The sequence below is a fragment of the Rhodococcus sp. AC861 genome, assembly GCF_979256035.1.
The window spans coordinates 236,783-262,924 of record NZ_CEEDMW010000001.1; the positions used below are offsets into that span (position 1 = coordinate 236,783).

The window sequence follows — 26,142 nt, forward strand, 5'->3', positions numbered from 1 at the left end:
TCGGCCCCCCCTATCACGTCTTTCGGTCGAGTGCTCTCGTCATCCCCGGGTGCGAGTTGTCCACAGGATGCGGACCGACGCTCTGGTTCCGGGTGCCCGTCTCCCGCACCATCGACCACGTGACTCAACCTCCGCAGCGCGGGACAGTGCTCGTCGTCGCGTCCGACCCCGCTGTCTCCGATCACGTCCGTCGAGTGGCGGCCGCGGCCGGCCGGACGTCCGTTCACGTGCCAGCGCTTCCCGACAGGTCCGCCTGGCAGTCCGCGGACATCGTCGTCGTCGCTCGCGCGGAAGCCGAACTGGCTGCTGCGCAGCAGTATCCGCTCCATCCGCGGCTCGCGGTCGTCACGGATCGCCCCGCCGACGTCCGGTCCTGGCAGGCGGCGGCACTCCTGCGGACCACGCGCGTTCTCGAACTGCCGGCCGCGGAGACCGACCTCATGCAATTCCTCACGCTCCGGTCCCACGACAGTGGCGGCGACGGTGTCGTCATCGCGGTGACCGGGGGATGCGGGGGAGCCGGTGCATCCGTCTTCGCCACGGCACTCGCGCTCGTCGCATCACGATCCGGCCGGGCACTGCTCGTCGACGGGGACGTCGGCGGCGGGGGCCTCGACCTCGTCGCGGGGCTCGACACGACCCCCGGGTTGCGGTGGCCGGACCTGGTGATCGACGGCGGCAACGTCACGGCCGACGCGCTGCATCACGCGCTGCCCGGTATCGACGACCTGGCCGTGCTTTCGACGCGTCGTGACGTGGTGAACGTGATCACGGAGAACGCCCTGCGTGCCGTGGTCGCAGCAGGACGGTCGGCCGGCGACGTGGTCGTCTGCGACACACCCAGGACCGACGGAGTCGTGCAGCGAGGCGCGTTGGACGCCGCGGACCTCGTCGTCCTGATCACGCCCGCCACGGTGCGCTCGGCCGCCGCCGCTCGTGTCGTCGCGGACTCGGTGGGTTCGGTGTGCGCGAACGTCGGACTGGTCGTGCGGGGACCGGCACCGGGAGGCTTGACCGCCGCGGACGTCGCGGAGATTGTCCAGGTGCCGTTGCTGGCGTCGGTACGGCCCGAGCGCCGACTGGCGGCCATGCTCGACGGGCGCGGGCTGTCGCTGGGCAGGCGCTCGTCCCTGGCGGCCGCTGCATCCGCGGTGCTGGCGATCCTGTCCGGCACCGGAGCGCCGTCGTGACGAACTGGGTGTCCACCGATCTGCTCGACCGGGTGCGGGGCCGACTGGCGGGTTCGGATCGGGATCCGACTCCCGCGGTCATCGCCGACGCTCTACGCGCGGAAGCGGGCGGGGTACTCGGTGATGCCGATCTGTTGGCCGCGCTGCACGTCCTGGACACCGAGTTCCGCGGCGCCGGGGTTCTGGACTCCGTCCTGCGGGAACCGGGTGTCACCGACGTCCTCGTCACCGGACCCCGGGACGTCTGGGTCGACCGTGGTTCCGGATTGCGCCGCGCCGGTGTCAGCTTCACCGACGAAGCTGCGGTCCGTCGTCTCGCCCAGCGACTGGCGCTGTCCGCCGGGCGGCGGCTCGACGATGCGCAGCCGTGGGTGGACGGACGTCTGCCGGGTGTCGACCGCGACTCCTTCGGAGTTCGCCTGCATGCCGTACTCGCGCCCGTGGCGCAGGGTGGGACATGTCTGTCGCTGCGCGTGCTCCGTCCGGCGTCGCAGGGTCTTTCAGCGCTTGCGGCATCGGGTGCGTTCGCAGCCGGGTCCGAGGAGTTGTTGCGGCGCATCGTCTCCGGGCGGTTGGCGTTCCTCGTCGTCGGCGGTACCGGAACGGGCAAGACCACCCTGTTGGCGGCATTGCTGGGCGAGGTGGATCCCGCCGAGCGGATCATCTGCGTGGAGGACGCGGCCGAGCTGGCACCGTCCCACCCGCACGTCGTCCAACTCGTCGCCCGCCCCGCCAACGTCGAGGGCGTCGGTCAGGTCGATGTGCGGGACCTGGTGCGACAGGCGCTGCGGATGCGGCCGGATCGCATCGTCGTCGGGGAGGTACGCGGGGCCGAGGTCGTCGACCTGTTGACGGCGCTCAACACCGGCCACGACGGCGGCGCGGGCACCGTGCACGCCAACTCGCCCGACGAGGTGCCCGCGCGGCTCGAAGCACTTGCGGCACTGGGCGGTATGGACCGCGCGGCGTTGCACAGTCAGTTCGCCGCCGCCGTACAGGTGGTCCTGCACGTCGCGCGGGAGTCGTCCGGGCGCCGCGTGCTCGCCTCCATCGGTGTTCTCGAACGCGACGAGCGTGGACTGTGCACCGTCGTCGACGCGTGGTCCCGGTGGGACGCGCACGGGCCGGGCTACGACACTCTCCTGGCCGTTCTCGGGCGACGTGAGGGGCCGGTGTGATCGCGGCGGCGCTGTGTCTGGCTCTGGCCGTGCTCGTCGTGCCGGTTCACGACGCGCGGCGTCGGTTGCGTCCGCGACGTGCTCGCACGTTTCTCGTCGGGCAGGTGTCCGCCCGAATCTGGGTTCCTGCGCTGTCGCTGGTCGTCGGCGTGCTCCTCGGCTGGACCGTGGGGTGCGCGCTGGCGGTGCTGGCGACCACGCTCGTCGTGCGGCACAGTCGTTCGGCGGGCCGCGTCGCCGAGCGGGCGGCGTCGACCACCCTGTGTTCCGCACTGGACACCGTGGTCGCAGAACTCCGTGTCGGTGCGCACCCGGCCGTGGCCTGTCGCGTTGCTGCGCAGGAACATCGGAGCGAGGTGGGATCGGTGTTCGCATCCGCCGCCGCGCGCGCCGAGTTGGGTGGAGCGATGTCCGACGCCGTCGGTGCCCTCGGATCCGGCGCCGACTTCGCGCGTGTGGCAGCCGTCTGGCGGGTCGCCGAGGTACACGGCCTACGGCTCGCATCCCTGCTCGACGCCGTCCGTACCGATCTGAAGGACCGGGCGCGATCAGCACGACGTATCGAGGCGTCGATGGCAGGTCCCCGCGCGACGGCCGCGGTGCTGGCCGCTCTGCCCGCTGTGGGGACGCTGCTCGGTCAGGCGATGGGCGCATCGCCCGTTGCCGTGCTTGCCGGCGGCGGAGTCGGCGGCATCATGCTCGTCGTGGGCGTGACTCTCGCGTGTGCCGGTCTCCTGTGGACCGATGCGATCGTGGCGAAGGTGGCGTCATGACAACCACATTCGTCCTGCTGGCCTGTGCCATCCTCGCGGTGCCGCCGGCCACCGGTGCGCGGGCTCGGCTGCGCCCGCCGACTGCCGTCGAGTTGCAATCCTCACCGAGCGAGTACGACATCCATGAGACTGCGAGTGCTCTGGATCTGCTGTCGTCCTGTCTGCGGTCCGGCCTCGACATCGCTGCATCGGCGTCTGCCGTCGCCGGTGTCGCGCCGGAACCGATGGCGTCGGCACTGCGTCGCGCTTCTCACGTGCTCTCGCTCGGTGGGGAACCGGAATCCGCGTGGAGCGCGCTCGCTGCCGATGCGGACACGGAGGCCGTCGCGCGCGTGATCCTGCGATCGGCCAGATCGGGAACCTCCATGGCCGATGCCACTGCCGAGGCGGCGACGGAACTGCGCTCCCGAGCGGACGATGCCGCGGCTGCCGCGGGGGAGCGGGCGGGCGTCATGGTCAGCGGCCCGCTCGGCCTGTGCTTCCTGCCCGCGTTCGTCTGCCTCGGCATCGTGCCCGTGGTGATCGGTCTGGCCGGGTCGGTTCTGAACGGCGGCGTGCTGTGAGGCGCGCCCAGAAGCGCCGAGGCGGATGTTCCGCCTCGGATCATGAAGGGGGAGAACATGAGGGAAATGCTGAACCGTCTCGGAGCGCGCGCGGCGATCATGATGGCCGAGGACGACGGGATGTCCACGGCGGAGTACGCCATCGGCACCATCGCCGCGGCCGCGTTCGGGGCCGTGCTGTACACGGTGGTCACCGGCGACAGCATCGTGACCGCGTTGACGGGGATCATCGACAAGGCGCTGCAGACGCAGGTGTGACGGGGGACGCCGGCGCGGTGACGGTGGAAGCCGCGCTGGCGATCTCGTCGATCGTGGTCGTCCTGGTGCTGTGTCTGGGTGCGCTGGTGACGGTCACGTCCTATGTCCGGTGTATCGACGCGGCGCGCGAGGGAGCGCGGCTGACGGCGCTGGGGGATGTGGGTGCTCTGGATCTCGCGCGTCGGGTCGGTCCTCCGGGGGCGCGGGTGACGGTGTCGCGGACCGAGGATGTCGTCACGGTGCGGGTGGAGGCGTCGTCGCCGTTGCCGGGGTTGACGGTCACTGCCAGTGCGGTCGCGGCGGTGGAGCCGTCGGATGAATGATCGCGGGTCGGCGACGGTGGTCGGGGCGTTCGTCGCGATGGCTCTGGTGGTGGTGACCGCGCTGGTCGTGTCGGTGGGGGCGGCGGTGGCGGCGCGCCATCAGGCGCAGTCGGCGGCGGACATGGCGGCGCTGGCGGGGGCTGCCGCAATTACTGGTGGGTCGGAGGCCGGATGTGCGGCGGCTACCGAGTCCGCAGAGCGGACGAACGCGGTACTCGACGATTGCACCGTGGAGGAGTGGGACGTGCAGGTCCGGGTGCGGGTGCCGATCGCGCTGCTGCGCGTCGGTCAGCGGGATGCCTCGGCATCGGCGCGGGCGGGACCGGCGGGCGAATAGTGAACTATCACCTCGGCCGATCGGTCAGCGCGATTCGGCGAGCCTGCGAACCTCCGGCGCGACCGGGCGGCCGGTCTTCGCACTGGCGGCCACGGCGGCCCGTGCCGCTGCGCGGCGAACGGAGACGCTGCGAATCGGAGGTCGTGGCTTCTCGTCACGTGATGCTGTCGTCACCGTGAACATCCTCCCTGTCGCTGCGTGCGACCAGTGTAGAGCCGGTGGGGGTTGAAGATCGTGGACTATCGACCCCGGATTCCGGGGCCCGGATTCCACGATCCGGCCAGCAGCAGCACACCCATGCCGATGGTCCACACGTTCAGGGTGTCCAGGGCGAGCCGTTCGGTGACACCGGACCCCAGTCCCCACTTGCCGGGACTGAGGAAGGCGATGCCGCCCACCACGGCGATCGCGCTGCAGGCGTAGGTGAACCGGGACGCGACCCGACCGACAGATCGTGCGACGCACAGCATTCCGGCGAGTTGGAGGCCGAAGTGCACCTGGGCCGCGACGGTGTGAGGAACGGGTGAGACGTCGAGTGGCAGGAACCCCACCGCACACGTCGCGAGCCCGGACAACGCCACGAGCACCCATCCGGTTCGGGCGACACCGACGGAGGGACGCACCAGAAGTGCTGCGCCCGCAGCTGTCGCGGCGCCCACGGCGACGAAGGTCGCGTTCATGACGACGTGATCGGGGGAGCAGTAGTCGGTACAGGTGGCTGCGCCGAGTGCGCTGATGACGTCGTCACGCCAGCTGTAGGGCGTTGCCCACGAGCGGGACACGACGACCTGCATCGGCCAGTAGAGGACTGTGGCGATCCACAATGCGGCCACGCTTCGACGCAGGGTCATGACACGACGGTAGACACCGCGAGCGGGAACGGAGCATCATGAGATCAGTCACACGTGTGACACGGGGTTACGCGCATCGTTGGATGCACTTGTATCGGGGGGTTGGGCATGTCGAAAGTGGACACCGTCAAGGACGAGGCACGGTCGAGGATGCGATGGCTCGCTGTGCACGGAGTCGTGCGGTTCTTCGCCAAGCGCGGAATCAAGATCGGCGACCCTCAGGCCAAGCTCATCGCGGACCCCGTCACGCGGGCCAACCCCGGTCCCCTCTACGACGAGATCCGTAAGACGGGGAAGCTCGTCGAGGGACGCGTCTCCTACCTCACCGTCGACCACGCCCTGATCTTCGATCTGCTGCGGTCGGACGACTACCGCACCGTGGTCGTCGGCGGGAATCTGCCGAAGCCGCTGCGAGCGATCGAGCGTCGCACCCGAACCGGCGCCCTGCACCCGCTGGCGCCGCCGTCACTGCTGTCGGTCGAGCCGCCGTCCCACACCCGCTACCGCAAGCTGGTGTCGTCGGTGTTCACGGCACGCGCGGTGAACGGGATGCGCGACAACGTCCAGAAGGTCGCGGACGCTCTGCTCGACGAGTTGGTCGCCACGGGTGGCGGGACGGTCGACATCGTGTCGTCGTACTGCGCCAAGCTGCCGGTCGCCGTCATCGGCGACATTCTCGGCGTGCCGGAGAGCGACCGGGGCAGGGTGTTGGAGTTCGGTGAACTCGCGGCGCCGAGCCTGGATGTCGGACTCACGTGGTCACAGTTCCGCGAGGTCGAACAGGGACTGCAAGGATTCGACGAGTGGCTGGCCACCCACATCGCCGGGTTGCGGAAGAACCCCGGTGACGACTTGATGAGTCAGCTCATCGCCGCATCCGAGGACGGCGTCCACCTGAACGACAGGGAGTTGCGGGCCACCGCCGGGCTGGTGCTCGCCGCCGGATTCGAGACCACCGTCAACTTGCTGGGCAGCGGCATCAACCTGCTGATGAACAACCCGGATCAGCTCACCCGCCTGCAGGAGGACCCGTCGCTGTGGGGCACGGCCGTCGACGAGATGCTGCGGCTCGAGTCGCCCGTTCAGATGACCGCCCGGGTCGCCAAGGGGCCGATGTCCGTGGAGGGCATGGACCTCGAGGCGGGGGATCTGGTGGTCTGCGTCCTGGCCGCCGGCAACCGCGACCCGCAGGTGTTCGACGATCCCGACACGTTCGACGTGGGCCGCTCCAATGCGAACAAGCATCTGTCGTTCTCGGGCGGACGCCACTACTGCCTCGGAGCAGCGTTGGCCCGCGCCGAGAGCGAGGTCGGATTGCGCACATTGTTCGATCGCTTCCCGCACCTCGCATCCGCCGGTACCGGAGTCAAGCGCGATACCCGTGTGCTGCACGGCTTCCGGAGCTTGCCGGTCGCGCTGGGTGAACCGGCGACCGTGTCGGCCTAACCGTCCAGACACGCGAGGACGGCGTCGAGCACACGCACGGCGCCGTCCTTGTCCAGCGGGTCGTTCCCGTTGCCGCACTTGGGCGACTGCACACACGACGGGCACCCCGCGGCGCACTCGCACGACGCGATCGCCTCTCGTGTCGCCGACAGCCACGTCCCGATGACGGCGTGCCCGCGATCGGCGAAACCCGCACCGCCGTCGTACCCGTCGTAGACGAAGACCGTCGGTAAGCCGGTGTCGGCATGAAGCGCGGTGGACACACCACCGATGTCCCATCGATCACACGTCGCCACCAAGGGCAGCAGTCCGATGGCGGCGTGCTCTGCCGCGTGCAGCGAGCCGGGAACGCGCTCTGCGGTGACTCCCGCGGTTTCCAATAATTCCGGGGTGATCGTGTACATCACTGCGCGCGTCTGCAGTTCCTGCATCGGCATGTCGAGTTCGACCGAGTCGAGTACCTCTCCCGACGGCAGCCGACGGAGGTAACCGACCACCTGATGGCTGACCTGCACCTGCACCAGCGCGACGTCCACCTCGCCGTACCGCCGATGCTCGTGAGTGTCCTCGATGACGATGTCGGTGACCTCGCGCGCCGAGGTCGTCCACTCCGGTTCCTCCGGATGCACGACCGCCAGACCGTCCTCGAAGTCCAGGGTGTCGACGACGAACGATTCGCCCTGATGGATGTGCACCGCGCCCGGGTGCGTGCTGGACGGCGCTCGTCCGGCATCCACGGTGCCCAACATCCGACCGGTCGACCCGTCGACGATGGCGATCTGTGATCCGATACCGCCCCGAATGTCCACGGCGGCATGGGGTGCCGCGTCGGCCGTGATGTACCACCCGTGCGGCCGACGTCGGAGCAAGCCGCGCTCCGTCAGCGTCTGCGCCACTTCTGCAGCGCCGAGTTCGTCGACCTCGTCGTCCGTCAGCGGAAGTTCCATGGCCGCGCAGAGCAATTGGGGGCCCAGCACGTAGGGGTTGGTGGGATCGGTGACCGTCGCCTCGATGGGCTTGTCCAGCAGAGCCGCGGGATGGTGGACCAGGTAGGTGTCCAGGGGATCGTCGCGGCCGACGAGGATGACCAGCGAGCCCTGACCCCGGCGACCCGATCTGCCCGCCTGCTGCCAGAACGACGCGACCGTTCCGGGGAAACCCGCGACGACGACCGCGTCCAGGCCGGCGATGTCGACGCCGAGTTCCAGTGCGTTGGTCGTGGCGACACCCAGCAGGGTGCCGTCGGACAGTGACCGCTCGAGTGCCCGGCGGTCCTCGGCGAGGTAGCCGGCGCGATACGCGGCGATGCGTTGCGGCAGAGACGGATCGACCTCCGCCAGGAGTCGCGAAGCTCCCAGTGCGGTCAGTTCGGCGCCGCGTCGTGACCGTACGAACGTCAGCGTGCGCGCCCCCTCGACCACCAGGTCCGCCATGATGCGCGCGGCTTCGGAACCTGCCGACCGACGGATCGGGGCGCCGTTCTCGCCGGTGATGTCGAGAAGCGGTGGCTCCCACAGCGCGACCGTGCGAGGCCCGTGCGGGGACCCGTCGTCGGTGATCTCCTCGCACGGCGCACCGACCAGCCTGCCGGCGGCGGCCCCGGGATTCGAGGCGGTGGCGCTGGCGAGGACGAAGACGGGACGGGCGCCGTACCGCGCGGCGATCCGTCGGAGCCGACGCAGGATCAGTGCCACGTTGGACCCGAACACACCGCGGTACGAATGACATTCGTCCACCACGACGTACGCCAGGTTGCGGAAGAAGTGCGCCCAGCGCTGATGTCCCTTCAGTAGGGAGATGTGCAGCATGTCGGGGTTGGTGAAGATCCATCGAGAGTTCTGGCGGGCCCACTGACGTACTTCGAGCGGCGTGTCACCGTCGTAGTCGCTCGGTGAGATGTCGGGGAATCCTCGGGACGCGAGCGTGTCCGTCATGTCCATCGCCGCTCGAAGCTGGTCTGCCCCCAGCGCCTTGGTGGGAGCGAGGTACAGCGCGGTGGCGCGCGGATCGATCGACAGGGTGTTCAGGATCGGCATCCGGTAGGCGAGGGACTTGCCCGACGCGGTGCCCGTCGACACGACGACGTTGCGGCCCGCGTGAGCGAGCGACGCCGCGTCCGCCTGGTGCGTCCACGGCTGCGGAATCCCGCAGTCCTGGAAGATCTCGACGACGGCAGGCTCGAGCCACTGTGGCCAAGGGGCGAAGCGAGACTCGCGCCCGGGCAGCTCTGCAGCATGGGTCAGCGGGGACTCTCCGGACGGGGTCCCCGCCAGTGCGCGTCCGAGCAGCATGCCCCCGAAGGAAGCGGCAGGTGCATCGGTCGTCGTACTCACAGTTCTCATCCTCGTTTCGTGCCCGAAACACATGGTAGGACGGGTGTCCGACAGGCATCCCGCGATCTTTACGAAGTTGTTGTCGTGCGGACTGTCGTGATGCCGTCGGACGTGGTTGACTTGCTCTCGGTCGCAGCTTCTGTGTTCGTTTTCACGCTCGCAGGATCTAATTGTTGCGAGCGTGGTGTGAGAACACTGCGGTCGGAACCGGCCCGATGGACTGTAAGTGCTGTTCATCGAATCCGGTGTTCAAGAAGAAGGATAGACAAGCATGGCACAGGGCACTGTGAAGTGGTTCAACGCCGAAAAGGGCTTCGGCTTCATCGCACCCGAGGACGGCTCCGCTGACGTCTTCGTTCACTACTCCGAGATCCAGGGCAGCGGCTTCCGCACCCTCGAGGAGAACCAGCGCGTGGAGTTCGAGGTCGGCCAGGGCACCAAGGGCCCCCAGGCCACGGGCGTCCGCGCAGTCTGATCCTCGATCGGACTTCTCTCTACTGATTCGTCCCCTGTCACCTCCGCGGTGGCAGGGGACGTCTCGTTTCCGTGACGCTCCGACGCAGACACCGCGCTCGCGGCCCGTCCGTGACCTAGTGTCGCGACTGTGAGCCAGTTGTCCTTCTTCTCCGCGGAGTCGACGCCCCCCGAGGCGTCCGACCTGGCCGGTCTGCTGGCCGCGCAGGGGCAGGCCGTGATCTCGGCGGCCGGCGCACGCATCTCGGTGGTCGTGGACGCTCAGTGGCGCGCCCACGCCGTCGCCGACGTCATCGAGGCCTCCGGATTCGACGCCGAGATCACGCGGACGGACGAGGGCCGTCCGCTGGTACGCACCGAACCTGTGCCGGACTTGAAGTCCGTCGCCTCGGACTGGGTCCGCGGCGCCGTCAAGGCGGTGCCGTCGGGCTGGGTTCCCGCGCCTCGGGCGCTGCGCGCGTGGGTCGTGGCCTCCGGACGTCAGGAGGCCGACGGAACGCGATTCATCCTCGGGTTGGACCCGCACGCCCCGGACACGCATCCGGTGCTCGCGCAATCGCTGATGCGGGCCGGCATCGCCCCGACGATCGTGGGGGCACACAGTTCTTCTCCGGCGCTCAGAATCACCGGCCGCCGTCGCCTCGGAAGGTTGATCGAGAACATCGGAGAGGCCCCTGCGGGTGCACTCGCGGCGGCCGGATGGCCCGTCCTCGTGTGACCGTTTCGCCGGGTCTTCGCGCTCGGCGTCGCGTGTGAGTTGCACGTGTGTGTCACTCTGTAGTGTGTCGATCTCGAACGGCTCGGGGTATCGACGCAGGTGAACGGGTCTGGATAGAACCAGGCCAGGAAGGTTCGGCACCAGGTGGCAGCAGGAGACAACACGACGGCCTCGTCGTCCGGCGAGTCCGGAATTCGTCGTCTCGTGATCGTCGAGTCACCCACCAAGGCCAAGAAGATTGCGCCTTACCTGGGTAAGAACTACGTGGTCGAGGCCTCGGTCGGGCACATCCGGGACCTCCCGCGCGGTGCCGCCGACGTGCCGGCCAAGTACAAGGGCGAGCCCTGGGCGCGCCTGGGCGTGGACGTCGATCACGACTTCGAGGCCCTCTATGTCGTCAGCCCCGAGAAGAAGGGCAAGGTCGCCGAGCTCAAGAGTCTGTTGAAGGACGCCGACGAGCTCTACCTCGCGACCGACCCCGACCGCGAGGGTGAAGCCATCGCCTGGCACCTCCTCGAGACGCTCAAGCCCAAGATCCCGGTTCGACGGATGGTCTTCCACGAGATCACCGAACCCGCCATCCTCGCCGCAGCCGCCGACACGCGCGAACTGGACACCGACCTGGTCGATGCCCAGGAGACGCGCCGCATCCTCGACCGCCTGTACGGCTACGAGGTCTCGCCCGTGCTGTGGAAGAAGGTCATGCCGAAGCTGTCGGCGGGCCGCGTGCAGTCGGTGGCGACCCGCGTCATCGTGCAGCGCGAACGCGAGCGCATGGCGTTCCGCTCCGCCGAGTACTGGGACATCTCCGCGCAGCTCGACGCCGGCGCGGACGCCTCGCCCCGTGCCTTCGGTGCCCGGCTGGTCAACGTCGACGGTGCCCGGGTCGCATCGGGACGTGACTTCGGTGCCGACGGAAAGCTGAAGTCCGAGGGCGTCACCGTCCTCGACGAGCCGCGCGCGCGTCGCCTGTCGGAGGCGCTGGACGGGGTGGACCTCACCGTCGCGTCGGCCGAATCCAAGCCGTACACGCGTCGCCCCTACCCGCCGTTCATGACCTCGACGCTGCAGCAGGAGGCCGGGCGCAAGCTCCGTATGTCCTCGGAGCGCACCATGCGCATCGCGCAGCGGCTGTACGAGAACGGCTACATCACCTACATGCGTACCGACTCGACGAACCTGTCGGCGTCGGCGATCGACGCGGCCCGTCGTCAGGCCACCGAGCTGTACGGCCCGGAGTACGTGCACGACACCCCGCGGCAGTACACCCGCAAGGTCAAGAACGCTCAGGAGGCGCACGAGGCCATCCGCCCCGCGGGTGATTCCTTCGCGACGCCGGGCCAGCTGCACAGCTCGCTCGACACCGACGAGTTCCGGCTGTACGAGCTGATCTGGCAGCGCACCGTCGCCTCCCAGATGGCCGATGCTCGCGGAACGACTCTGTCGCTTCGCATTTCGGGGACCGCAGGTACCGGCGAGGAATGCACCTTCGCCGCGTCCGGACGCACCATCACCTTCGCCGGCTTCCTCAAGGCCTACGTCGAGAGTGTCGACGACCAGGCCGGCGGCCAGTCCGACGACGCGGAATCGCGTCTGCCGGTGCTGGAGAAGGGTCAGGCCGTCACGGCCACCGGCCTGGACCCGGACGGTCACTCGACCAACCCGCCCGCACGGTTCACCGAAGCGTCGTTGATCAAGACGCTCGAAGAGCTGGGAATCGGCCGCCCGTCGACGTACTCGTCGATCATCAAGACCATCCTCGACCGCGGGTACGTCTACAAGCGCGGCAGTGCTCTGGTGCCGTCGTGGGTGGCGTTCTCGGTCATCGCGTTGCTCGAGGCGCACTTCGGTCGACTCGTCGACTTCGACTTCACCGCAGGCATGGAGGACGACCTCGACGCCATCGCCGGCGGACGCGAACGACGCGGAGACTGGTTGTCGGCCTTCTACTTCGGCGGTGAGAACGGCACCGAGGGATCGGTCGCACGGTCCGGCGGACTGAAGAAGATGGTCGGCCAGAACCTCGAGGACATCGACGCGCGCGTCATCAACTCGATCCACCTGTTCGACGACTCCGAAGGTCGCGACGTGCACGTCCGCGTCGGTCGCTACGGTCCGTACCTCGAACGCATGGTGCAGAACCCGGACGATCCCGACGGCGATCCGATCTCGCAGCGCGCGAACCTGCCCGACGACCTCCCACCGGACGAGCTCACGCTCGAATTCGCCGAGAAGCTGTTCGCGACACCGCAGGAGGGTCGCAAGCTGGGCGAGGATCCGTTGACGGGTCACGACATCGTCGCCAAGGAAGGGCGATTCGGTCCGTACGTCACCGAGATCATTCCCGAGGAGCCCGAGCCCACCCCGGATATCGTTCCGGTGGAACAGCATTCGTCGGACGGTGGCGGTGGCACCGCCGTCGCCACGAAGGCGGCGAAGAAGGCCCCCGCGAAGAAGGCTGCGAAGAAGTCGACGGCACCCAAGCCGCGGACGGGTTCGCTCCTGAAGTCGATGGACCTCGCGACGGTCACCCTCGAAGACGCGCTGAAGCTGCTGTCCCTTCCCCGCGTCGTCGGCGAAGATCCGGAGAGCAAGGAAGAGATCACCGCGCAGAACGGCCGCTACGGCCCGTACCTGAAGAAGGGCACGGACTCCCGCTCGCTGGCGACGGAGGACCAGATCTTCACGGTCACTCTCGAGGAAGCGCTGAAGATCTACTCCGAGCCCAAGCGTCGTGGACGTCAGGGTGCGGCGACGCCGCCACTGCGTGAGCTCGGCGTGGACACGGTCAGTGGCCAGCCGATGGTGATCAAGGACGGCCGTTTCGGTCCGTACGTCACCGACGGTGAAGCCAACGCCAGCCTGCGCAAGGGCGACGAGGTGGGCACGATCACCGACGAGCGCGCCATGGAACTTCTCGCCGACCGTCGTGCGCGTGGTCCGGTGAAGAAGAAGGCCACCAAGAAGGCGCCGGCCAAGAAGGCACCCGCGAAGAAGGCTGCGGCCAAGAAGACCGCCGCCAAGAAGGCTCCGGCGAAGAAGGCGGCCGCCAAGAAGACCGCTGCGAAGAAAGCGCCGCCCGCCGAGTCCTGAGGACAGTGGCTGTCCGCGTGTGCGCTTAGCGTTCTCCTCACACACGAGGAGAGGGGCACATCATGGCGGGGACGTACACATCTTCCGGGCCGTCGGTCGACGTCGCGGGGGAGAAGCTCGATCTGGTCACCATCCTGGCTGACCAGCGCGGGTTGCTCGCGATCACGGCACGCGGAATCACCGACGAGCAGGCGCGACAGAGGACGACGGTCAGCGAGTTCACGCTCGGCGCGATCGTCAAGCACGTCGCCACGGTGATCCGCGACAACGTCGCGATGCTCGAGGCGCGCGACGAGAACTCGACGATGGACATGTCGCGGCTCGGTGAGGCTCTGGCCTTCGGTCCGGACGACTCCGTCGAGCACTGGCTGAGCGAACTCGACTCCGCCGGCGTCGCGCTGGAGCAGTACATCGCCTCGATCGGCAGCCTCGACGAGCTGATCCCGCAGCCCACCGCACCGTGGGCACCCGAGCGGATCTGGTGGCCCGCACGACGGATCTTGCTGCACCTGCTCCGCGAGATCGCGCACCACAGCGGGCACGCCGACATCATCCGCGAGGCACTCGACGGGCAGACCACGATGGGCGTGATCAGTGAGGGTATGAGCTTCTGAGGTGCCTGTAGCGCGAGGAGTGCGGGCTGCAAGGGGTGTTCACACAGGTTGCTGGAACTGGACACATCTTGCTGCAGGTTGCAGGGGGTGTGCGGTTAGCGGAGGGTGTGTGCGCACGGATGCGCGGGTGAGGAGCGCCCGGCGGCGGTACTCTCACAGTCACCACTGACCTACGCTTCAGGAGTTCTCATGGCCGGCGGACTTGTTGCCCTGCTCGACGACGTCGCGGCGCTCGCTCGACTCGCCGCCGCGTCCATCGACGACGTCGGCGCTGCCACCGGCAAGGCGACAGCGAAGGCTGCAGGAGTGGTCATCGACGACACTGCCGTCACTCCGCAGTACGTACGGGGTCTGGCGGCGGAGCGCGAACTGCCCATCGTCCGGCGCATCGCCATCGGCTCTCTCCGCAACAAGCTCATCATCATCCTGCCGATCGCGCTGCTGCTGAGTCAGTTCCTGCCGTGGCTGTTGACGCCGATCCTCATGGTCGGCGGCGCCTACCTCAGTTACGAAGCGGTGCACAAGATCTGGGGCGCCATCTCCGGACACGGCGCGCACGATCACGACGAGGACGGACCTCGCGACGAGGACACCGTCGTCGCCGGTGCCGTGCGGACGGACCTGATCCTGTCGGCCGAGATCATGGTCATCGCGCTCGACACCATCGCCGCAGAGGGTTTCTGGAGCCGCCTGATCATCCTGGCCGTCGTTGCTGTGGTGATCACCGTGCTCGTCTACGGCGTGGTCGGGCTGATCGTGAAGATGGACGACATCGGTCTCCGCTTGGCCGACACGTCGTCGGGCGTCGCGCAGACGATCGGGCGCGGTCTGGTGAAGGGCATGCCGAAGGTCATGTCCGTGCTGTCCGTGGTGGGCACCGCCGCGATGCTGTGGGTCGGCGGGCACATTCTGCTGAACGGCATCGACGAGCTGGGGTTCCACCCGATCTACGAGTTCGTCCACCACATGGAGGACGCGGTCCACGACGTCGCCGGCATCGGTGGAGTGCTCGCCTGGATCGTCAACACGCTGGCGTCCGCAGTGATCGGGTTCGTGGTCGGATCGATCGTCGTCGCGGTGATGACGGGTGTGTCCAAGGTGCTGGCCTCTCGCCGAGGCAAGGCTGTCGCACAGGGCCACTAGGCTCGCTTCCATGGCGGGTGTGTTCGAACGGTTGGTGGGGCAGCACGAGGTCGTGGCGGAACTCTCCGACGCGGCAGCTGCTGCTCGCGAGGGGGACATCGGCTCCCGCATGACTCACTCGTGGCTGTTCACCGGGCCTCCCGGATCGGGCCGCTCCATCGCAGCCGTGTGTTTCGCCGCTGCTCTGCAGTGCACCGACGCGGACGTCATCGGATGCGGCCACTGCCACGCATGCACCACCACGATGCACGGCACGCACGGAGATGTGCGGCGGATCGTTCCGCAAGGCCTGAGCATCTCGGTCAAGGAGATGCGTGAGGTCGTGCAGATGGCGGCACGTCGTCCCACGACCGGTACGTGGCAGATCGTCGTCATCGAGGACGCCGACCGTCTGGGTGAGCGCGCCTACAACGCGCTGCTCAAAGCCGTCGAGGAACCACCAGCACGCACCATCTTCCTGCTGTGCGCGCCGTCGGTGGATCCCGAGGACATCGCCGTGACCATCCGGTCGCGGTGTCGGCACGTGGCGTTGGTGACACCCAAGCCCGCGGACATCGCCCGTGTGCTGCAGGAGAACGACGGACTCGACGAGAAGACCGCTCTCTGGGCGGCGTCCGTCGGCGGTGGACATGTCGGCCGGGCACGACGCTTGGCGACGGATCCCGATGCCCGTGATCGCCGCCAACGCGCCCTGGGGATCGCCAAGGCCGCCTTGCGTCCCGCCACGCAGTACGCGGTGGTCGAAGAATTGGTGAAGGCCGCGGAGGCCGACTCGTTGCAGATCAACGCCGAGCGGGACGAGCGGGAGACGGACGAGCTCCGGACCTCGCTCGGCGCCGGTGGAACCGGAAAGGGTGCGGCAGGCGCACTCCGTGGATCCGCCGGAGTACTGAAGGAGCTCGAGCAGCGCCAGAAGTCCCGTCGCACCCGCACGGGACGCGACTCGCTCGATCGTGCGCTGATCGACCTCGCCGGTCTCTACCGCGATGCGCTTGCACAGTCCTACGGCGCTGTATCGACGATGACCCACCCCGACATGGAGGACCAGGCCCGCGGCCTCGCCTCCGTCGCATCACCGGAGTCCTTGCTGCAGTGCATCGAGGCGATCCTGGTGTGCCGCGAGGCGCTGTCGATGAACGTGAAGCCGAAGTTCGCGGTCGACGCGATGGTCGCCACCCTCGGCGCGGCGGCCCGCTGACCCCCGTTTTGGGATCGAGCGGGGGGACCGGTTAAACTTGTGAAGGTTCCTTCGGGAGCCGCGCCGCCTTAGCTCAGTCGGTAGAGCATTTCACTCGTAATGAAAAGGTCAAGAGTTCGATTCTCTTAGGCGGCTCCGAGAAGTATCTGATCAGCGGTTATGCGATTCGCATAGCCGCTTTTTCGGTTTCTACGTGCTGACAGCGTGCAGTGCGGTTTCGTAGCGAGTAGCCCGATTCCGTCGGGGTCGAGGGCCCCGAGGGGGTGAGCGAATGAGGCAGAGACTCACCCGGCAGTCTCCGCGGCGACGAGTCCGAGCACCAGAGCGGCCGCCAGACCGCCTGCGTACGCGCGGTCCCACAGGCCGCCCGTGTCGGAACCAGCTGCCAGCAGGCCCGGAATCGGCTCGCCGTCAGGTGTCAGAACACGGGCGTCGCCGTCGACTCTGATGCCGTGAAACGGGAAGGTGACGGCCGGGACGGCTTCGATGACGTAGTACGGGGGTTCGCTCAGCGCGCTCGCATCCAGCGCTCGTCCTGGTGTCGGGCCCTCAGCCGACCTGGTGGACTCGTTGAACTCGGCGATCGCGGCCGCGATGGCGGCTCCGTCGTATCCCCAGTCCTCCGGCAGGTATTCGAGTTCCTCCAGCGTGTCCGCTCGACCGACCCGACCGCCGCGCTTGCTCGCCAGTGCGAACTTGTCGACGGCCACGGCGCCCTCGACGTACGACGCCAGGACCCAGTCCCGGTGGACGCGAGCGTCCGCCACGAGGAGGCCGCGTGCCTCTCGCCGGTCGAGCAGAGCCATCGTCGTCAGGTGATCACCGAGTGTCTCGTCGACGAAGCGCGTCCCGTCGAGATCGAACAGGAGCGCGTGTTCGCTGTAGTACAGCGACATGTCGACGAAATCGGACGGGTCCGTCAGGGTCACCCCGCTGGGAATCAGGTGCCCGTAGAAGCCGGCGTTCGTCGCACCGGCGGCAGCGCCGACGCTCTCGGCGAGTGTCAGGCCCACGCCCGTGCTGTGGGGGTTCGAGCGCAGTTGCATGCGCCCCGCGTTCGGATGAACGTGTTTTTCCAGCAGCGCTGCGGACCCCTGGAAACCGCCCGTGGCGAGTACGGTGTGCGCCGCTCGCACTTTCCGTGGCTCCGCTGCGCCGGTGCGGATCATCGCACCGGTGACGACGCCGTTCTCGAACGACAGGTTCTCGGTGCACGTGTTCAGCAGGACCGATCCGCCGGACTCGAGGACGATCCGCCTGCACAGATCGACGTACTGGTTGGTGTCGAACTTGTGTCCTCGCCCGAAGGACAGGATTCGCTGCGCATCGCCCACCTCCACGCCGGTGTCACGCAACCACTGCACGCCGTCCTGGAACCGGTCCACCAGCAGTCGTCTCAGGGCGGGGTCACCGTGCGGGTTCTGTGCGTTCATGACGGTGTGATCCGGTGCCGTCCACACGTATCCGGCATAGCGCGCGGATCCGCCGACATCATCGCCGACCTCCACCACGACGACGGATCTGCCTGCGGACGCGGCGCGGGCTCCTGCGGTCAGACCGGCCATCCCACCGCCGATCACCAGTACGTCGCACTCGATGTCGTTCATTGCTGTCGGCCTCTCGATCAGAAGTGGTGTGTGCGGGTCACCGTGAGAACGCACTCAGCCCGGCTGCGGCGAACTCGGCCGTGGCGTGGGCGGCTGCCGCGGCGGTGCCGTCCGTGTCGTCGGAGGTGGCGGCGCGGTGTGCGATGCCTTCGGCGATGACGGCGATCTTGAAGTCGGCGAGGGCGCGGTAGAAGCTCCAGTGGGCGAGGTCGCGTCCGGATGCGACGGCGTAGTGCTGGGCGAGGTCGTCGGCGTCGGGATAGCGAGGGGAGGTCCAGGCGGCGTCGACGCCGAGGACGGTGTCGAACATGGGTTGGCGGTAGGCGCACATGAGGGCGATGTCGGTGAGGGGGTCACCGAGGGTGGACATCTCCCAGTCGAGGAGTGCGGCAACGGTTCCGGGTTCGCCGTGGGTGAGGATGGTGTTGTCGACGCGGTAGTCGCCGTGCACGATGGCGGCGGCGCAGTGGGCGGGGACGGCGTCGGTGAGGGCCCGGTGGAGTCGGTCGATGTCGTTCAGGTCGCGGGTCTTGACGCGGTGCCATTGCCGTCCCCAGGTGGCGACCTGTCGGGCGGTGAATCCGTCGGGCCGGCCGAAGTCGGCGAGTCCGACCTCGTGGTGGTCGACGGCGTGCAGCGCGGCGAGGACACGGACGAGTTCGCTGGTGTTCCCGGCGATGTCGTCGTCGGTGAGGGCGTCGAGGTCGGTGCGGGTGCGCACGACCTGTCCGGGGACGAACTCGACGACGGTCATCGGCGCTCCGAGGGTGGCGCCGTCGGCGTCGAAGGCGACAGTGGCGGCGACGGGGACGTCGGTGCCGGCCAGGGCGCGGGTGACGGTCCACTCGCGGGCCATGTCGTGGGCGGAGGGGGTCAGTCCGCTGACCGGGGGGCGTCGCACGATCCAGGATGTGGTGTCGTCGTGGGCGCGGTAGGTGAGGTTGGACCGGCCTCCTGCGATGCGATCGACGCACAGGTGCCCGGTGATGTCGATGCCGTTGTCGCGCAGGAACGTCTCGAGTGCGGCGACGTTCATGCCGGGGAGGGTGGTGGTCACGGCTGCGCCTTCGCGGCGCGGCGGGCGGCGCCGACGGCGCGTTTGGCGATGGCCCACCGGTGCACTTCGGAGGGGCCGTCGTAGACGCGGAAGGGGCGGACCTCGCGGGAGAGTCGGGCGAGGGGCAGGTCGTCGGAGACACCGAGTCCGCCGCACATCTGCACGCCGCGGTCGACGATGCGGAAGATGGCTTCGGCGGCGAAGGTCTTGGCGATGGAGGTCTCGTTGCTCGCGGGGTCGCCGAGGTCGAGTGCGTGGCAGGCGGTGACGAGCAGGGCTCGGGTGGCGGCGATGTCGATCTCGTTGTCGGCGATCATCTTCTGCACCATGCCGAGGTCGCCGAGGCGGCTCCCGAACCCTTCACGGTGGGCGACGTGGGCGACGGCGACGTCGTGTCCGCGTCGGGCGGCGCCGAGCCAGCGCATGACGTGGGTCATGCGGGCGGGTCCGAGGCGGACCTGGGCGTAGGTGAATCCTTCGTCGACGGCGCCGAGGACGTTGTCCTCGGGCACGACGACGTGGTCGAAGGTGACTTCGCAGTGCCCGCCGATCATGGCGCGGTCGAGGGTGCTGATGTGGCGGCCGACGGTGAGGCCGGCGGTGTCGGCGGGGACGAGGAACATCGTGGCGCCGCCGCGGTCGCCGGGGGTGCCGGAGGTGCGGGCCATGACGATGAAGAATCCGGCGCCGTCCGCGCCGGTGATGAACCATTTGTGGCCGTCGATGCGCCAGCCGCCGTCGGTGCGGGTGGCGGTGGTGGTGAGGGCGGAGGGGTCCGAGCCGGCGCCGGGGGCGGGTTCGGTCATCGCGAACGCGGACCGCACGTCGCCGCGGGCGAGGGGGGCGAGGAACTGTTCCTTCTGGGCGGGGGAGGCGACGTGGGCGAGCAGGTGGACGTTGCCTTCGTCGGGGGCGCCGATGTTCGTCGCGATCGGTCCGAAGAGGGAGTACCCGGCTTCTTCGAACACCGGCGCCCGGTCGCTCATGGACAGTCCGCCGCCGCCGTACTCGCGGGGCGCGTGGGGAGCGAAGACTGCTGCGTCCTTCGCCGCGGCCTGCAGTTTCCGGCGTAGGTCATCGCCGCCCGCGGCGGTCACGTCACCGAGGAACTTGTCCTCGATGGGCAGGACGTGCTCGCGGGTGAACGTGCGGGTGCGCTCGATCCACTCGCGGACGACGGGGTCGTAGGTCAGATCGATCGCCATGGTGGTTCCCTTCGGGTCGACGATCAGGTTAACATGAACTGACTTCAGTTAGAGGAAAAGGGGTTTCGATGGTGTGTGGTGACCGAACGGCCGTCCACGACGCGCGGCCGGTATCACTCAGGGTGCTCGACGAGTTCGCATCCTGTGGCCGCGGACCCCTGCCGAGCACCACCGCGGTGGCCCGCGCTCTCCACATCAGCGAGCCGCACCTACGGCGCCTGCTCGCCGGTGAGTCGACAACTCTGGGTGCTCTGCGTGCTCGACACGACGCCGCCCGCGCGGTGGAGGCGCTTCGGCGCGGCGAGGCCCTGGACATCGTGTCGGCCCGATTGGGCTACTCGGAACCGCGGGCGTTCCGGCGCGCCTTCCGGCGGTGGACCGGGATGACCCCGAGCGCGGTCGGTGCGGCATGATCGGGGTGACCTCGACCCGTCACGTCGTGTTGCGTTCGTGGCCGAACGGCGCACTGACGAGTGGTGACCTCGAGGTGGTGGAGGCGCCGGTGCCCGAGCTCCGTTCCGGCGACGTGCTCGTCCGCAACACGTGGCTCTCGATCGATCCGTCGATCCGCATCCGGCTGTCGAGGCAGACGCCGGGAGGTTATCTACCGCCCTTCGCACCGGGGCAGGCACTGGAAGGTCTCGCTCTCGGCGTCGTCGAACGATCGGAAAGCTCCGCTTTCGCTGTCGGTGACATCGTCACTCACACACTGGGTTTCCGCGAACACGCCCTCATCTCGGCCGACACCGCGACGATCGGCGGCTACGGGTCGCCCACCGTCGTCCGTCCGGGCGGTCTGCCCGAACAGTGGTTCCTCGGGCCCCTGGGCAGTTCCGGCCTCACCGCGTACGCGGGGATGATCGGCATCCTCGACGTGGGGCCCGCGGACACGGTGTGGGTGTCGTCCGCTGCCGGTGCGGTCGGTGGGCTCGCGGCGGGACTCGCGGTGGCACGAGGGGCCACCGTCATCGGATCGGCAGGGTCCGCGGCCAAGGTGGCCCATCTGCGAGCGTCCGGCCTGGCGGACGCCTTCGATCATCACGAATCTCTGCCCGCGGCGGTGGCCGCCGCGGCGCCGGACGGCATCGACGCGTACTTCGACTGTGTCGGCGGTGATCACCTGACTGCAGCGATCGACGCACTCCGACCGAACGGACGTATCGCGATGTGCGGCCAGATGTCCCAGTACGACGCGGCCGACGCGCCGAGTCTTCCCGGCAACCTGTTCCAGTTCGTGTCGAAGAATCTGTCGATGCGGGGGTACCGGGCCGGATCGTTCCTGCACCTCGAAGCCGACATGCGCGCGGAGATCACCTCCCTCATCGACGCGGGCCGTCTCGGGTACGACGAATGGGTATTCGACGGGCTCGATTCGGCCCCGGCCGCACTGGTCTCGATGCTGGCAGGGGAGAACATCGGTAAGACGCTCGTCCGACTGGGATGACCTCGCGGGCGTCACCGTCGGAACTCAGTCGGCGGAGAGGGATTCGAGCAGCGTTGCGAGGCGGTCGGGGGCGCTGATCATCGGCATGTGTCCGGAGTCCATGTGCACGACGTGCCCCGACCCGGCTCCGGCGCGGACCAGTGCGGACGAGGCTTCCTGCAGTTCCGGCGGGTAGCACGTGTCCCTCGCCGTCCGGATGTAGGTGCGGGGGACGTCGACCTGGAGGCCGGAGAGATCGACGGTCTCGGTGAGCAGCGCGCCGGAGTCGTCGACGAGCTGCTCGAGAGTCCACGCGGTCTGCTCGTCGTCCATGTCGTTGCACAACATGGCCTGTGCCCCCTCGGGGCCCTGGACGTATCTGCCGTCCACGATGGACGCCTTCACGATGTCGCGAACCGCAGGATCGATCCCGTCGATCAGCGCCGTTCCGTCCGGCGGGACTACCGCGGCCAGGAAGACCACGTGCCGGACACGGTCCTGCAGCCTGTCGAGAACGCGCGGGACCGACACTCCGGCGAACGAGTGGGCCACCAGCACGATGTCGGTGACATCCTCACGCTCCACGTCCGCGACGATTGCGTCGGCGCAGTCCTCCAGGGTGACGGTGCGCAGGTCGATGTCTGCGCGTTCACCGCGGCCGGGAAGGTCGACCGCGACCACGCGACCGGTCAACCGCGGTACGAGGCGGTCCCAACACGACGCGCCCATTCCGGCACCGTGCACGAGTACGAACGACATGATGTGTCTCCATTTCTTTCGTGATGTGCCGCTGGTGTGGTTCAGCGGCATCGGAGTTCTAGATTTCTGCGCCTGTTCGATATCCCTCTGCGATCGCGTGACCGATGCGCCGTGGTGTGACGCAATCTCCTATGACGCTGACGGTGGAGCTCGAGTCGAGTCCGAACGACGACAGTGCCACTCGCGGCTGGTGCCACACGATGGCGGCGTCCTCGTAGGGCAGGTCGCCCGTCCCGAAGACCGGGCGCAGGGTCACCGGATCTGCCGGGTCGTCGGGGACGTGAAGGGCGTGCGCGATCTTGAAGTCGACCCCTGCGTCACCCAGTCGATCGAGCAGCGGTCCTGCACTCTCGGTGGGGATTCGGGACGCGAGAGCCGTGAGCGTCGTGGCCACGGTGACCTCCCATCCACGCTGCACGAGTGCTTCGGCTGCGCTGTACGCCGGCCAGAAGCCGTCACCGTCGTCGAACACCACCACCCTGCCCGCATCGCTCGATACGCGGCCGAGCAGAACGTCGTCGACGCTGTAGGCGGTCCGCGTCCGGAGGGACGGGGTCACGTCCGCGGGACGCGATCCTGTCGCCACCACGATGTGGTCCGACGCGGAGCGAATCTCGTCCAGGTCGTCCTCGCCGATTCCGGCCGACAGGTGAACCTCGACCTTCAGCCGACGCATCTCACGTTCCAGATAGTCGACGATGTCGATGAGCGTCGCGCGATGGGGCGCCGAGGCAGCGACGCGTACGGATCCTCCGAGGGCACTGCTCTTCTCGAACACGGTGACGCGGTGGCCCCTCCCTGCGGCCACGCGAGCGGCTTCCAGGCCGGCGGGGCCGCCGCCGATCACGATGACGTCCTTCGTCGCGCGGGCTCGTCGACCGACGTCGACGTGTCGACCGCGCCCGATCTCGGCATTGACCGCGCAGTGCAGATGCGGGTCGAAGGCCCTGCAGTCCTGGTTGACGCCGAGGCAGCCGCGTATCTCGTCGAGGCGACCGGTTCGGGACTTGTTCGGCAGTTCGGGGTCCGCTATCAGCGCCCGCGCCATGCCGACCATGTCCACCTGTCCGGTCTTGATGGCGTGGTCCGCAACGCCCGCATCGCGAATACGCTGTCCGACGAGAGTCGGTGTCCCGGTCGCCGATCGGACCCTCGCAGCCGACGGGATCGCGACCGCGTCCGCGCCGGTGGAATCCTTGATGTACTTCCCGCGGGTGCCGTGGGTGATGCTGAAGTAGTCGACGCCGACCGCGGCCACGTTCTCGGCGATGCGAACGCAGTCGTCGATCGTCATTCCGCCGGGGATCTCCTCCTCCCCGCTCAGCCTCACTCCGAGCGCGAGCCCTGCGGGCATCTCCGACCGCATCGCCTCGATCACCAAGCGGGTGAAGCGCATTCGGCCGTCGAACGAGCCGCCGAAATCGTCCGTCCGTCGGTTCGTGAGCGGGGACATGAACTGAGCGGGGAGATACCCGTGCGCAGCGTGGAGCTCCACCCCGTCGACACCTGCTCGCACCAGGTTTCGCGTCGACGTGCGCCAACCCTCGACGATATCCTCGATCTCCGCGACCGACAGTTCGTGGGGTGGGTAGGCGTCGCGCGCGGTCTTGATCGCCGAGGGCGCGGAGGGTGGCGCATCCGATTCGCCGCCGATGAACTCACGTCCGAGATGGCAGAGTTGGCCGATGAATCGTGCGTCGTGGCGATGCGCGGCAGACACTTTGGCCGCTGTGCTCGGAATGACCTCGACACGGTAGGCCTCGATCAGCTTGCGCGATCGCAGAGTCGTCGTCGGGTGCACGACCGTGGCACCCCCGATGATCAAGCCCACCCCACCCGCGGCCAGACGCTCGACGTGCTCGGTGTCCCCGTGGGTGGGCACACCGTCGACCGCCATCGACGTGCCCGCCGGGAGTGCGACCAGCCTGTTCTTCAGCGTGAGTCCGCCGATCCGGATCGGTGAGAACAGGTGGGGGAAGTGATCGTTCATGTGGACTCGGTTCTGTCGGCGGGTGTTCGGGGGCGGACGAGAACTCGAACACGCGGTTCCTCCGCCAGGTCGAGCGCGAGGTCCGTTCGGACGAGCCGTTCCGGAACGGTGAGACGGACGGTCTCCTGGGCGGAATACTCGGCCCAGTTCCGAAAGGTGCAGAATTCGACGTACGTGGAGGCGGAGTCGCTCACCCTGGTCAGCGCCCACCGCGATGCGCCGAGGCGCAGGCGCGACGACCTCAGACGAGTCATGGCGTGGACGAAGTGGTCCGCCCGTTGCGGGAGGACCGCGTACGTCGTCTCGACGACGATCGTCGCTCCACGATGATGCGGTTCGAGTTCGGGAGGGCCGGCGGCACCGGACGGATCGGGCGCGATCGAATCGCTGGGCAGAATGCCTCGGCGCAGTAGTCCGATCGACGACACCGACATCGCGATGGCGGATGCTACGACCGCGGAGACGAGACCCATCGTGTCGGCGAGAAATCCCCACAGAAGGGCACCGACTGCTTGGCTGCCCTGGAACGTCAGCATCACGACGGCGATCACTCGAGCTTTGATCCAGGGTGGCATGACCGCGTGCGTCGCGATCATCCACGTACTCTGCACGCCCACCCAGGCCGCGCCGACGATCACCAACAGAGCGACCACGACGGGCATCCACGCCACGACGGCGAGACCCAGCAGAACCAGTGCATACGCGGCAGAGCCCAGGGCCGCGAACACGTTCCAGCTCAGGCGGCTTCGCAGAGGCATCGAGGCGATGGTGCCCGCCACCGCGCCGACACCGATCGCTCCGGACAACACTCCGAACTCGAACGTCGTCACGTGAAGCATCTCGTACGCCACGACCGGCAGCAGGGCCCACAGGCAACTCGCCGGCAGGCCGAACATCACGACACGGAACAACAACCTCCGCGTCCAACGCGAGTGACGGATGAACCGCAGACTCGTCGCCACCGATTCGAGAACCGACTCGGTCCTGGGGACTCGCCCGGACCGGGGCGGGATCTGACTGGCGGCCAGGACGACGCAGATCGCGAACACGACCGTGACGAGGCCGAAGGTCGAGGTAGCGCCCCATGCGGCCAGGAGCGCTCCGCCGAGTACCGGACCGATGGCGCGCGCACCGTTGAAGATGGCACCGTCGATCGCGGGCACGACGGTCATCATCTCGCGGGTTGCCAGCGTCGGCAGCAGCGATTGCCAGACGATCGCCACCGACGCCAGACCGCACCCCGACAGGAACACGGCCGCCATCAGAACCGGCGTCGTCGCGAGGTCGAGGGCCTGGAGCGCCGTGAGCACTGCCGACGTGATCAGTAGACCGATCGCCGTGCCGGTCAACAGAGTTCGATGGCCGGCGTGCTCCGCGACGGCGCCGAGGGGGAGAGAGAGCAGAAAGAACGGCAGGCTGGCGGCGAACTGGACGGCCGACACTGCGAACGCAGATTCTCCCGCTTGCGTCATGGTCCACTGCACCGCGAGAACCAGGATCCAGATCCCGATCGCAGCGCCGAGTTCGAAACCCAACATCATGCGTAATCGGTGCACACGCAACGGCGTCAGGAGTGTGACGGTCGGTGGTCGTGTCATGGCCCGTGCCC

24 protein-coding genes and 1 tRNA gene are annotated in these 26,142 nt (G+C 68.3%); 17 read left to right on the forward strand and 8 right to left on the reverse strand.

What is annotated here, in order from left to right; translation table 11 throughout:
• The first annotated feature begins 119 nt into the window (after positions 1–119).
• The 7 genes from ssd (at position 120) to AC0IX4_RS01120 (ending at position 4,622) form a co-directional block, all read left to right on the forward strand.
• On the forward strand, positions 120–1,190 hold the full coding sequence (ssd, locus tag AC0IX4_RS01090) for a septum site-determining protein Ssd (protein ID WP_471827731.1): 1,071 nt from the start codon (positions 120–122) through the stop codon (positions 1,188–1,190).
• Positions 1,187–2,368, forward strand: coding sequence for a TadA family conjugal transfer-associated ATPase (locus tag AC0IX4_RS01095; RefSeq protein ID WP_471827732.1), 1,182 nt, complete (start codon positions 1,187–1,189; stop codon positions 2,366–2,368). The genes ssd and AC0IX4_RS01095 overlap by 4 nt, the downstream gene beginning before the upstream one ends.
• A complete protein-coding gene (locus AC0IX4_RS01100) occupies positions 2,365–3,141 on the forward strand; it encodes a type II secretion system F family protein (protein ID WP_471827733.1) in 777 nt (258 codons plus the stop codon). Before AC0IX4_RS01095 ends, AC0IX4_RS01100 begins: the two co-directional genes overlap by 4 nt.
• Positions 3,138–3,704, forward strand: coding sequence for a type II secretion system F family protein (locus AC0IX4_RS01105; protein WP_471827734.1), 567 nt, complete (start codon positions 3,138–3,140; stop codon positions 3,702–3,704). The genes AC0IX4_RS01100 and AC0IX4_RS01105 overlap by 4 nt, the downstream gene beginning before the upstream one ends.
• Positions 3,705–3,770: 66 nt before the next feature.
• The gene (locus AC0IX4_RS01110; protein WP_042575750.1) at positions 3,771–3,962 is read left to right on the forward strand and encodes a DUF4244 domain-containing protein; all 192 of its coding nucleotides are present in this window, start codon (positions 3,771–3,773) and stop codon (positions 3,960–3,962) included.
• Complete coding sequence (locus tag AC0IX4_RS01115) at positions 3,959–4,285, forward strand: TadE family type IV pilus minor pilin (RefSeq protein ID WP_471827735.1); 327 nt, start codon at positions 3,959–3,961, stop codon at positions 4,283–4,285. The genes AC0IX4_RS01110 and AC0IX4_RS01115 overlap by 4 nt, the downstream gene beginning before the upstream one ends.
• Positions 4,278–4,622 (forward strand): Rv3654c family TadE-like protein, encoded by a 345-nt coding sequence (locus AC0IX4_RS01120; protein WP_471827736.1) that lies wholly within the window; start codon positions 4,278–4,280, stop codon positions 4,620–4,622. The genes AC0IX4_RS01115 and AC0IX4_RS01120 overlap by 8 nt, the downstream gene beginning before the upstream one ends.
• A gap of 239 nt (positions 4,623–4,861) precedes the next feature.
• Here AC0IX4_RS01120 and AC0IX4_RS01125 read toward each other — a convergent pair whose 3' ends face one another.
• Positions 4,862–5,473, reverse strand: coding sequence for a DUF998 domain-containing protein (locus AC0IX4_RS01125; protein ID WP_471827737.1), 612 nt, complete (start codon positions 5,471–5,473; stop codon positions 4,862–4,864).
• A gap of 108 nt (positions 5,474–5,581) precedes the next feature.
• Here AC0IX4_RS01125 and AC0IX4_RS01130 point away from each other — a divergent pair, with 108 nt between their 5' ends.
• Positions 5,582–6,919: a cytochrome P450 gene (locus AC0IX4_RS01130; protein ID WP_471827738.1), complete on the forward strand. Its 1,338-nt coding sequence runs from the start codon at positions 5,582–5,584 to the stop codon at positions 6,917–6,919.
• Here the strand turns inward: AC0IX4_RS01130 and AC0IX4_RS01135 are convergent.
• Complete coding sequence (locus AC0IX4_RS01135) at positions 6,916–9,210, reverse strand: DEAD/DEAH box helicase (protein ID WP_471828320.1); 2,295 nt, start codon at positions 9,208–9,210, stop codon at positions 6,916–6,918. The genes AC0IX4_RS01130 and AC0IX4_RS01135 overlap by 4 nt on opposite strands.
• 313 nt (positions 9,211–9,523) lie before the next feature.
• On the opposite strand from AC0IX4_RS01135, the gene AC0IX4_RS01140 reads away from it, so the two are divergent.
• From AC0IX4_RS01140 to AC0IX4_RS01170, 7 genes are all read left to right on the forward strand, one after another.
• Positions 9,524–9,727: a cold-shock protein gene (locus AC0IX4_RS01140; protein WP_005248460.1), complete on the forward strand. Its 204-nt coding sequence runs from the start codon at positions 9,524–9,526 to the stop codon at positions 9,725–9,727.
• A 129-nt stretch (positions 9,728–9,856) separates the two neighbouring features.
• Positions 9,857–10,444: a hypothetical protein gene (locus AC0IX4_RS01145; RefSeq protein WP_042575755.1), complete on the forward strand. Its 588-nt coding sequence runs from the start codon at positions 9,857–9,859 to the stop codon at positions 10,442–10,444.
• A gap of 144 nt (positions 10,445–10,588) precedes the next feature.
• Positions 10,589–13,537, forward strand: coding sequence for a type I DNA topoisomerase (gene topA / locus AC0IX4_RS01150; RefSeq protein WP_471827739.1), 2,949 nt, complete (start codon positions 10,589–10,591; stop codon positions 13,535–13,537).
• Between the two features lie 62 nt (positions 13,538–13,599).
• Positions 13,600–14,151 carry a mycothiol transferase gene (locus tag AC0IX4_RS01155; protein WP_471827740.1) on the forward strand — a complete coding sequence of 184 codons (552 nt, stop codon included), beginning with the start codon at positions 13,600–13,602 and terminating at the stop codon, positions 14,149–14,151.
• Between the two features lie 189 nt (positions 14,152–14,340).
• Positions 14,341–15,294, forward strand: coding sequence for a DUF808 domain-containing protein (locus tag AC0IX4_RS01160; protein ID WP_471827741.1), 954 nt, complete (start codon positions 14,341–14,343; stop codon positions 15,292–15,294).
• Between the two features lie 10 nt (positions 15,295–15,304).
• On the forward strand, positions 15,305–16,492 hold the full coding sequence (locus tag AC0IX4_RS01165) for a DNA polymerase III subunit delta' (protein WP_471827742.1): 1,188 nt from the start codon (positions 15,305–15,307) through the stop codon (positions 16,490–16,492).
• A gap of 62 nt (positions 16,493–16,554) precedes the next feature.
• Positions 16,555–16,627 (forward strand) — tRNA-Thr (locus AC0IX4_RS01170).
• Between the two features lie 149 nt (positions 16,628–16,776).
• Here AC0IX4_RS01170 and AC0IX4_RS01175 read toward each other — a convergent pair.
• The 3 genes from AC0IX4_RS01175 to AC0IX4_RS01185 are packed head-to-tail and all read right to left on the reverse strand — an operon-like array spanning position 16,777 to position 20,361.
• Positions 16,777–18,099 (reverse strand): FAD-binding protein, encoded by a 1,323-nt coding sequence (locus AC0IX4_RS01175; RefSeq protein ID WP_471827743.1) that lies wholly within the window; start codon positions 18,097–18,099, stop codon positions 16,777–16,779.
• A 37-nt stretch (positions 18,100–18,136) separates the two neighbouring features.
• Entirely contained in the window at positions 18,137–19,135 is a 999-nt protein-coding gene (locus AC0IX4_RS01180) for a phosphotransferase family protein (RefSeq protein WP_471828321.1), read from the reverse strand.
• Between the two features lie 17 nt (positions 19,136–19,152).
• The gene (locus AC0IX4_RS01185; RefSeq protein ID WP_471827744.1) at positions 19,153–20,361 is read right to left on the reverse strand and encodes an acyl-CoA dehydrogenase family protein; all 1,209 of its coding nucleotides are present in this window, start codon (positions 20,359–20,361) and stop codon (positions 19,153–19,155) included.
• A gap of 122 nt (positions 20,362–20,483) precedes the next feature.
• On the opposite strand from AC0IX4_RS01185, the gene AC0IX4_RS01190 reads away from it, so the two are divergent.
• Together AC0IX4_RS01190 and AC0IX4_RS01195 are read left to right on the forward strand one after the other, a co-directional pair.
• A complete protein-coding gene (locus AC0IX4_RS01190; protein ID WP_056446392.1) occupies positions 20,484–20,774 on the forward strand; it encodes a helix-turn-helix domain-containing protein in 291 nt (96 codons plus the stop codon).
• Positions 20,771–21,805, forward strand: a complete 1,035-nt coding sequence (locus tag AC0IX4_RS01195) for a zinc-binding dehydrogenase (RefSeq protein ID WP_471827745.1) — start codon at positions 20,771–20,773, stop codon at positions 21,803–21,805. Before AC0IX4_RS01190 ends, AC0IX4_RS01195 begins: the two co-directional genes overlap by 4 nt.
• A 24-nt stretch (positions 21,806–21,829) precedes the next feature.
• Here the strand turns inward: AC0IX4_RS01195 and AC0IX4_RS01200 are convergent, their stop codons facing one another.
• From AC0IX4_RS01200 to AC0IX4_RS01210, 3 genes are read right to left on the reverse strand one after another with little or no spacing between them, the layout of a single operon-like run.
• Positions 21,830–22,543 carry an alpha/beta fold hydrolase gene (locus AC0IX4_RS01200; RefSeq protein ID WP_471827746.1) on the reverse strand — a complete coding sequence of 238 codons (714 nt, stop codon included), beginning with the start codon at positions 22,541–22,543 and terminating at the stop codon, positions 21,830–21,832.
• Positions 22,544–22,601: 58 nt separating this feature from the next.
• Entirely contained in the window at positions 22,602–24,533 is a 1,932-nt protein-coding gene (locus AC0IX4_RS01205) for an oxidoreductase (protein WP_471827747.1), read from the reverse strand.
• Positions 24,530–26,131 (reverse strand): MFS transporter, encoded by a 1,602-nt coding sequence (locus AC0IX4_RS01210; RefSeq protein ID WP_471827748.1) that lies wholly within the window; start codon positions 26,129–26,131, stop codon positions 24,530–24,532. The genes AC0IX4_RS01205 and AC0IX4_RS01210 overlap by 4 nt, the downstream gene beginning before the upstream one ends.
• Positions 26,132–26,142 lie beyond the last annotated feature (11 nt).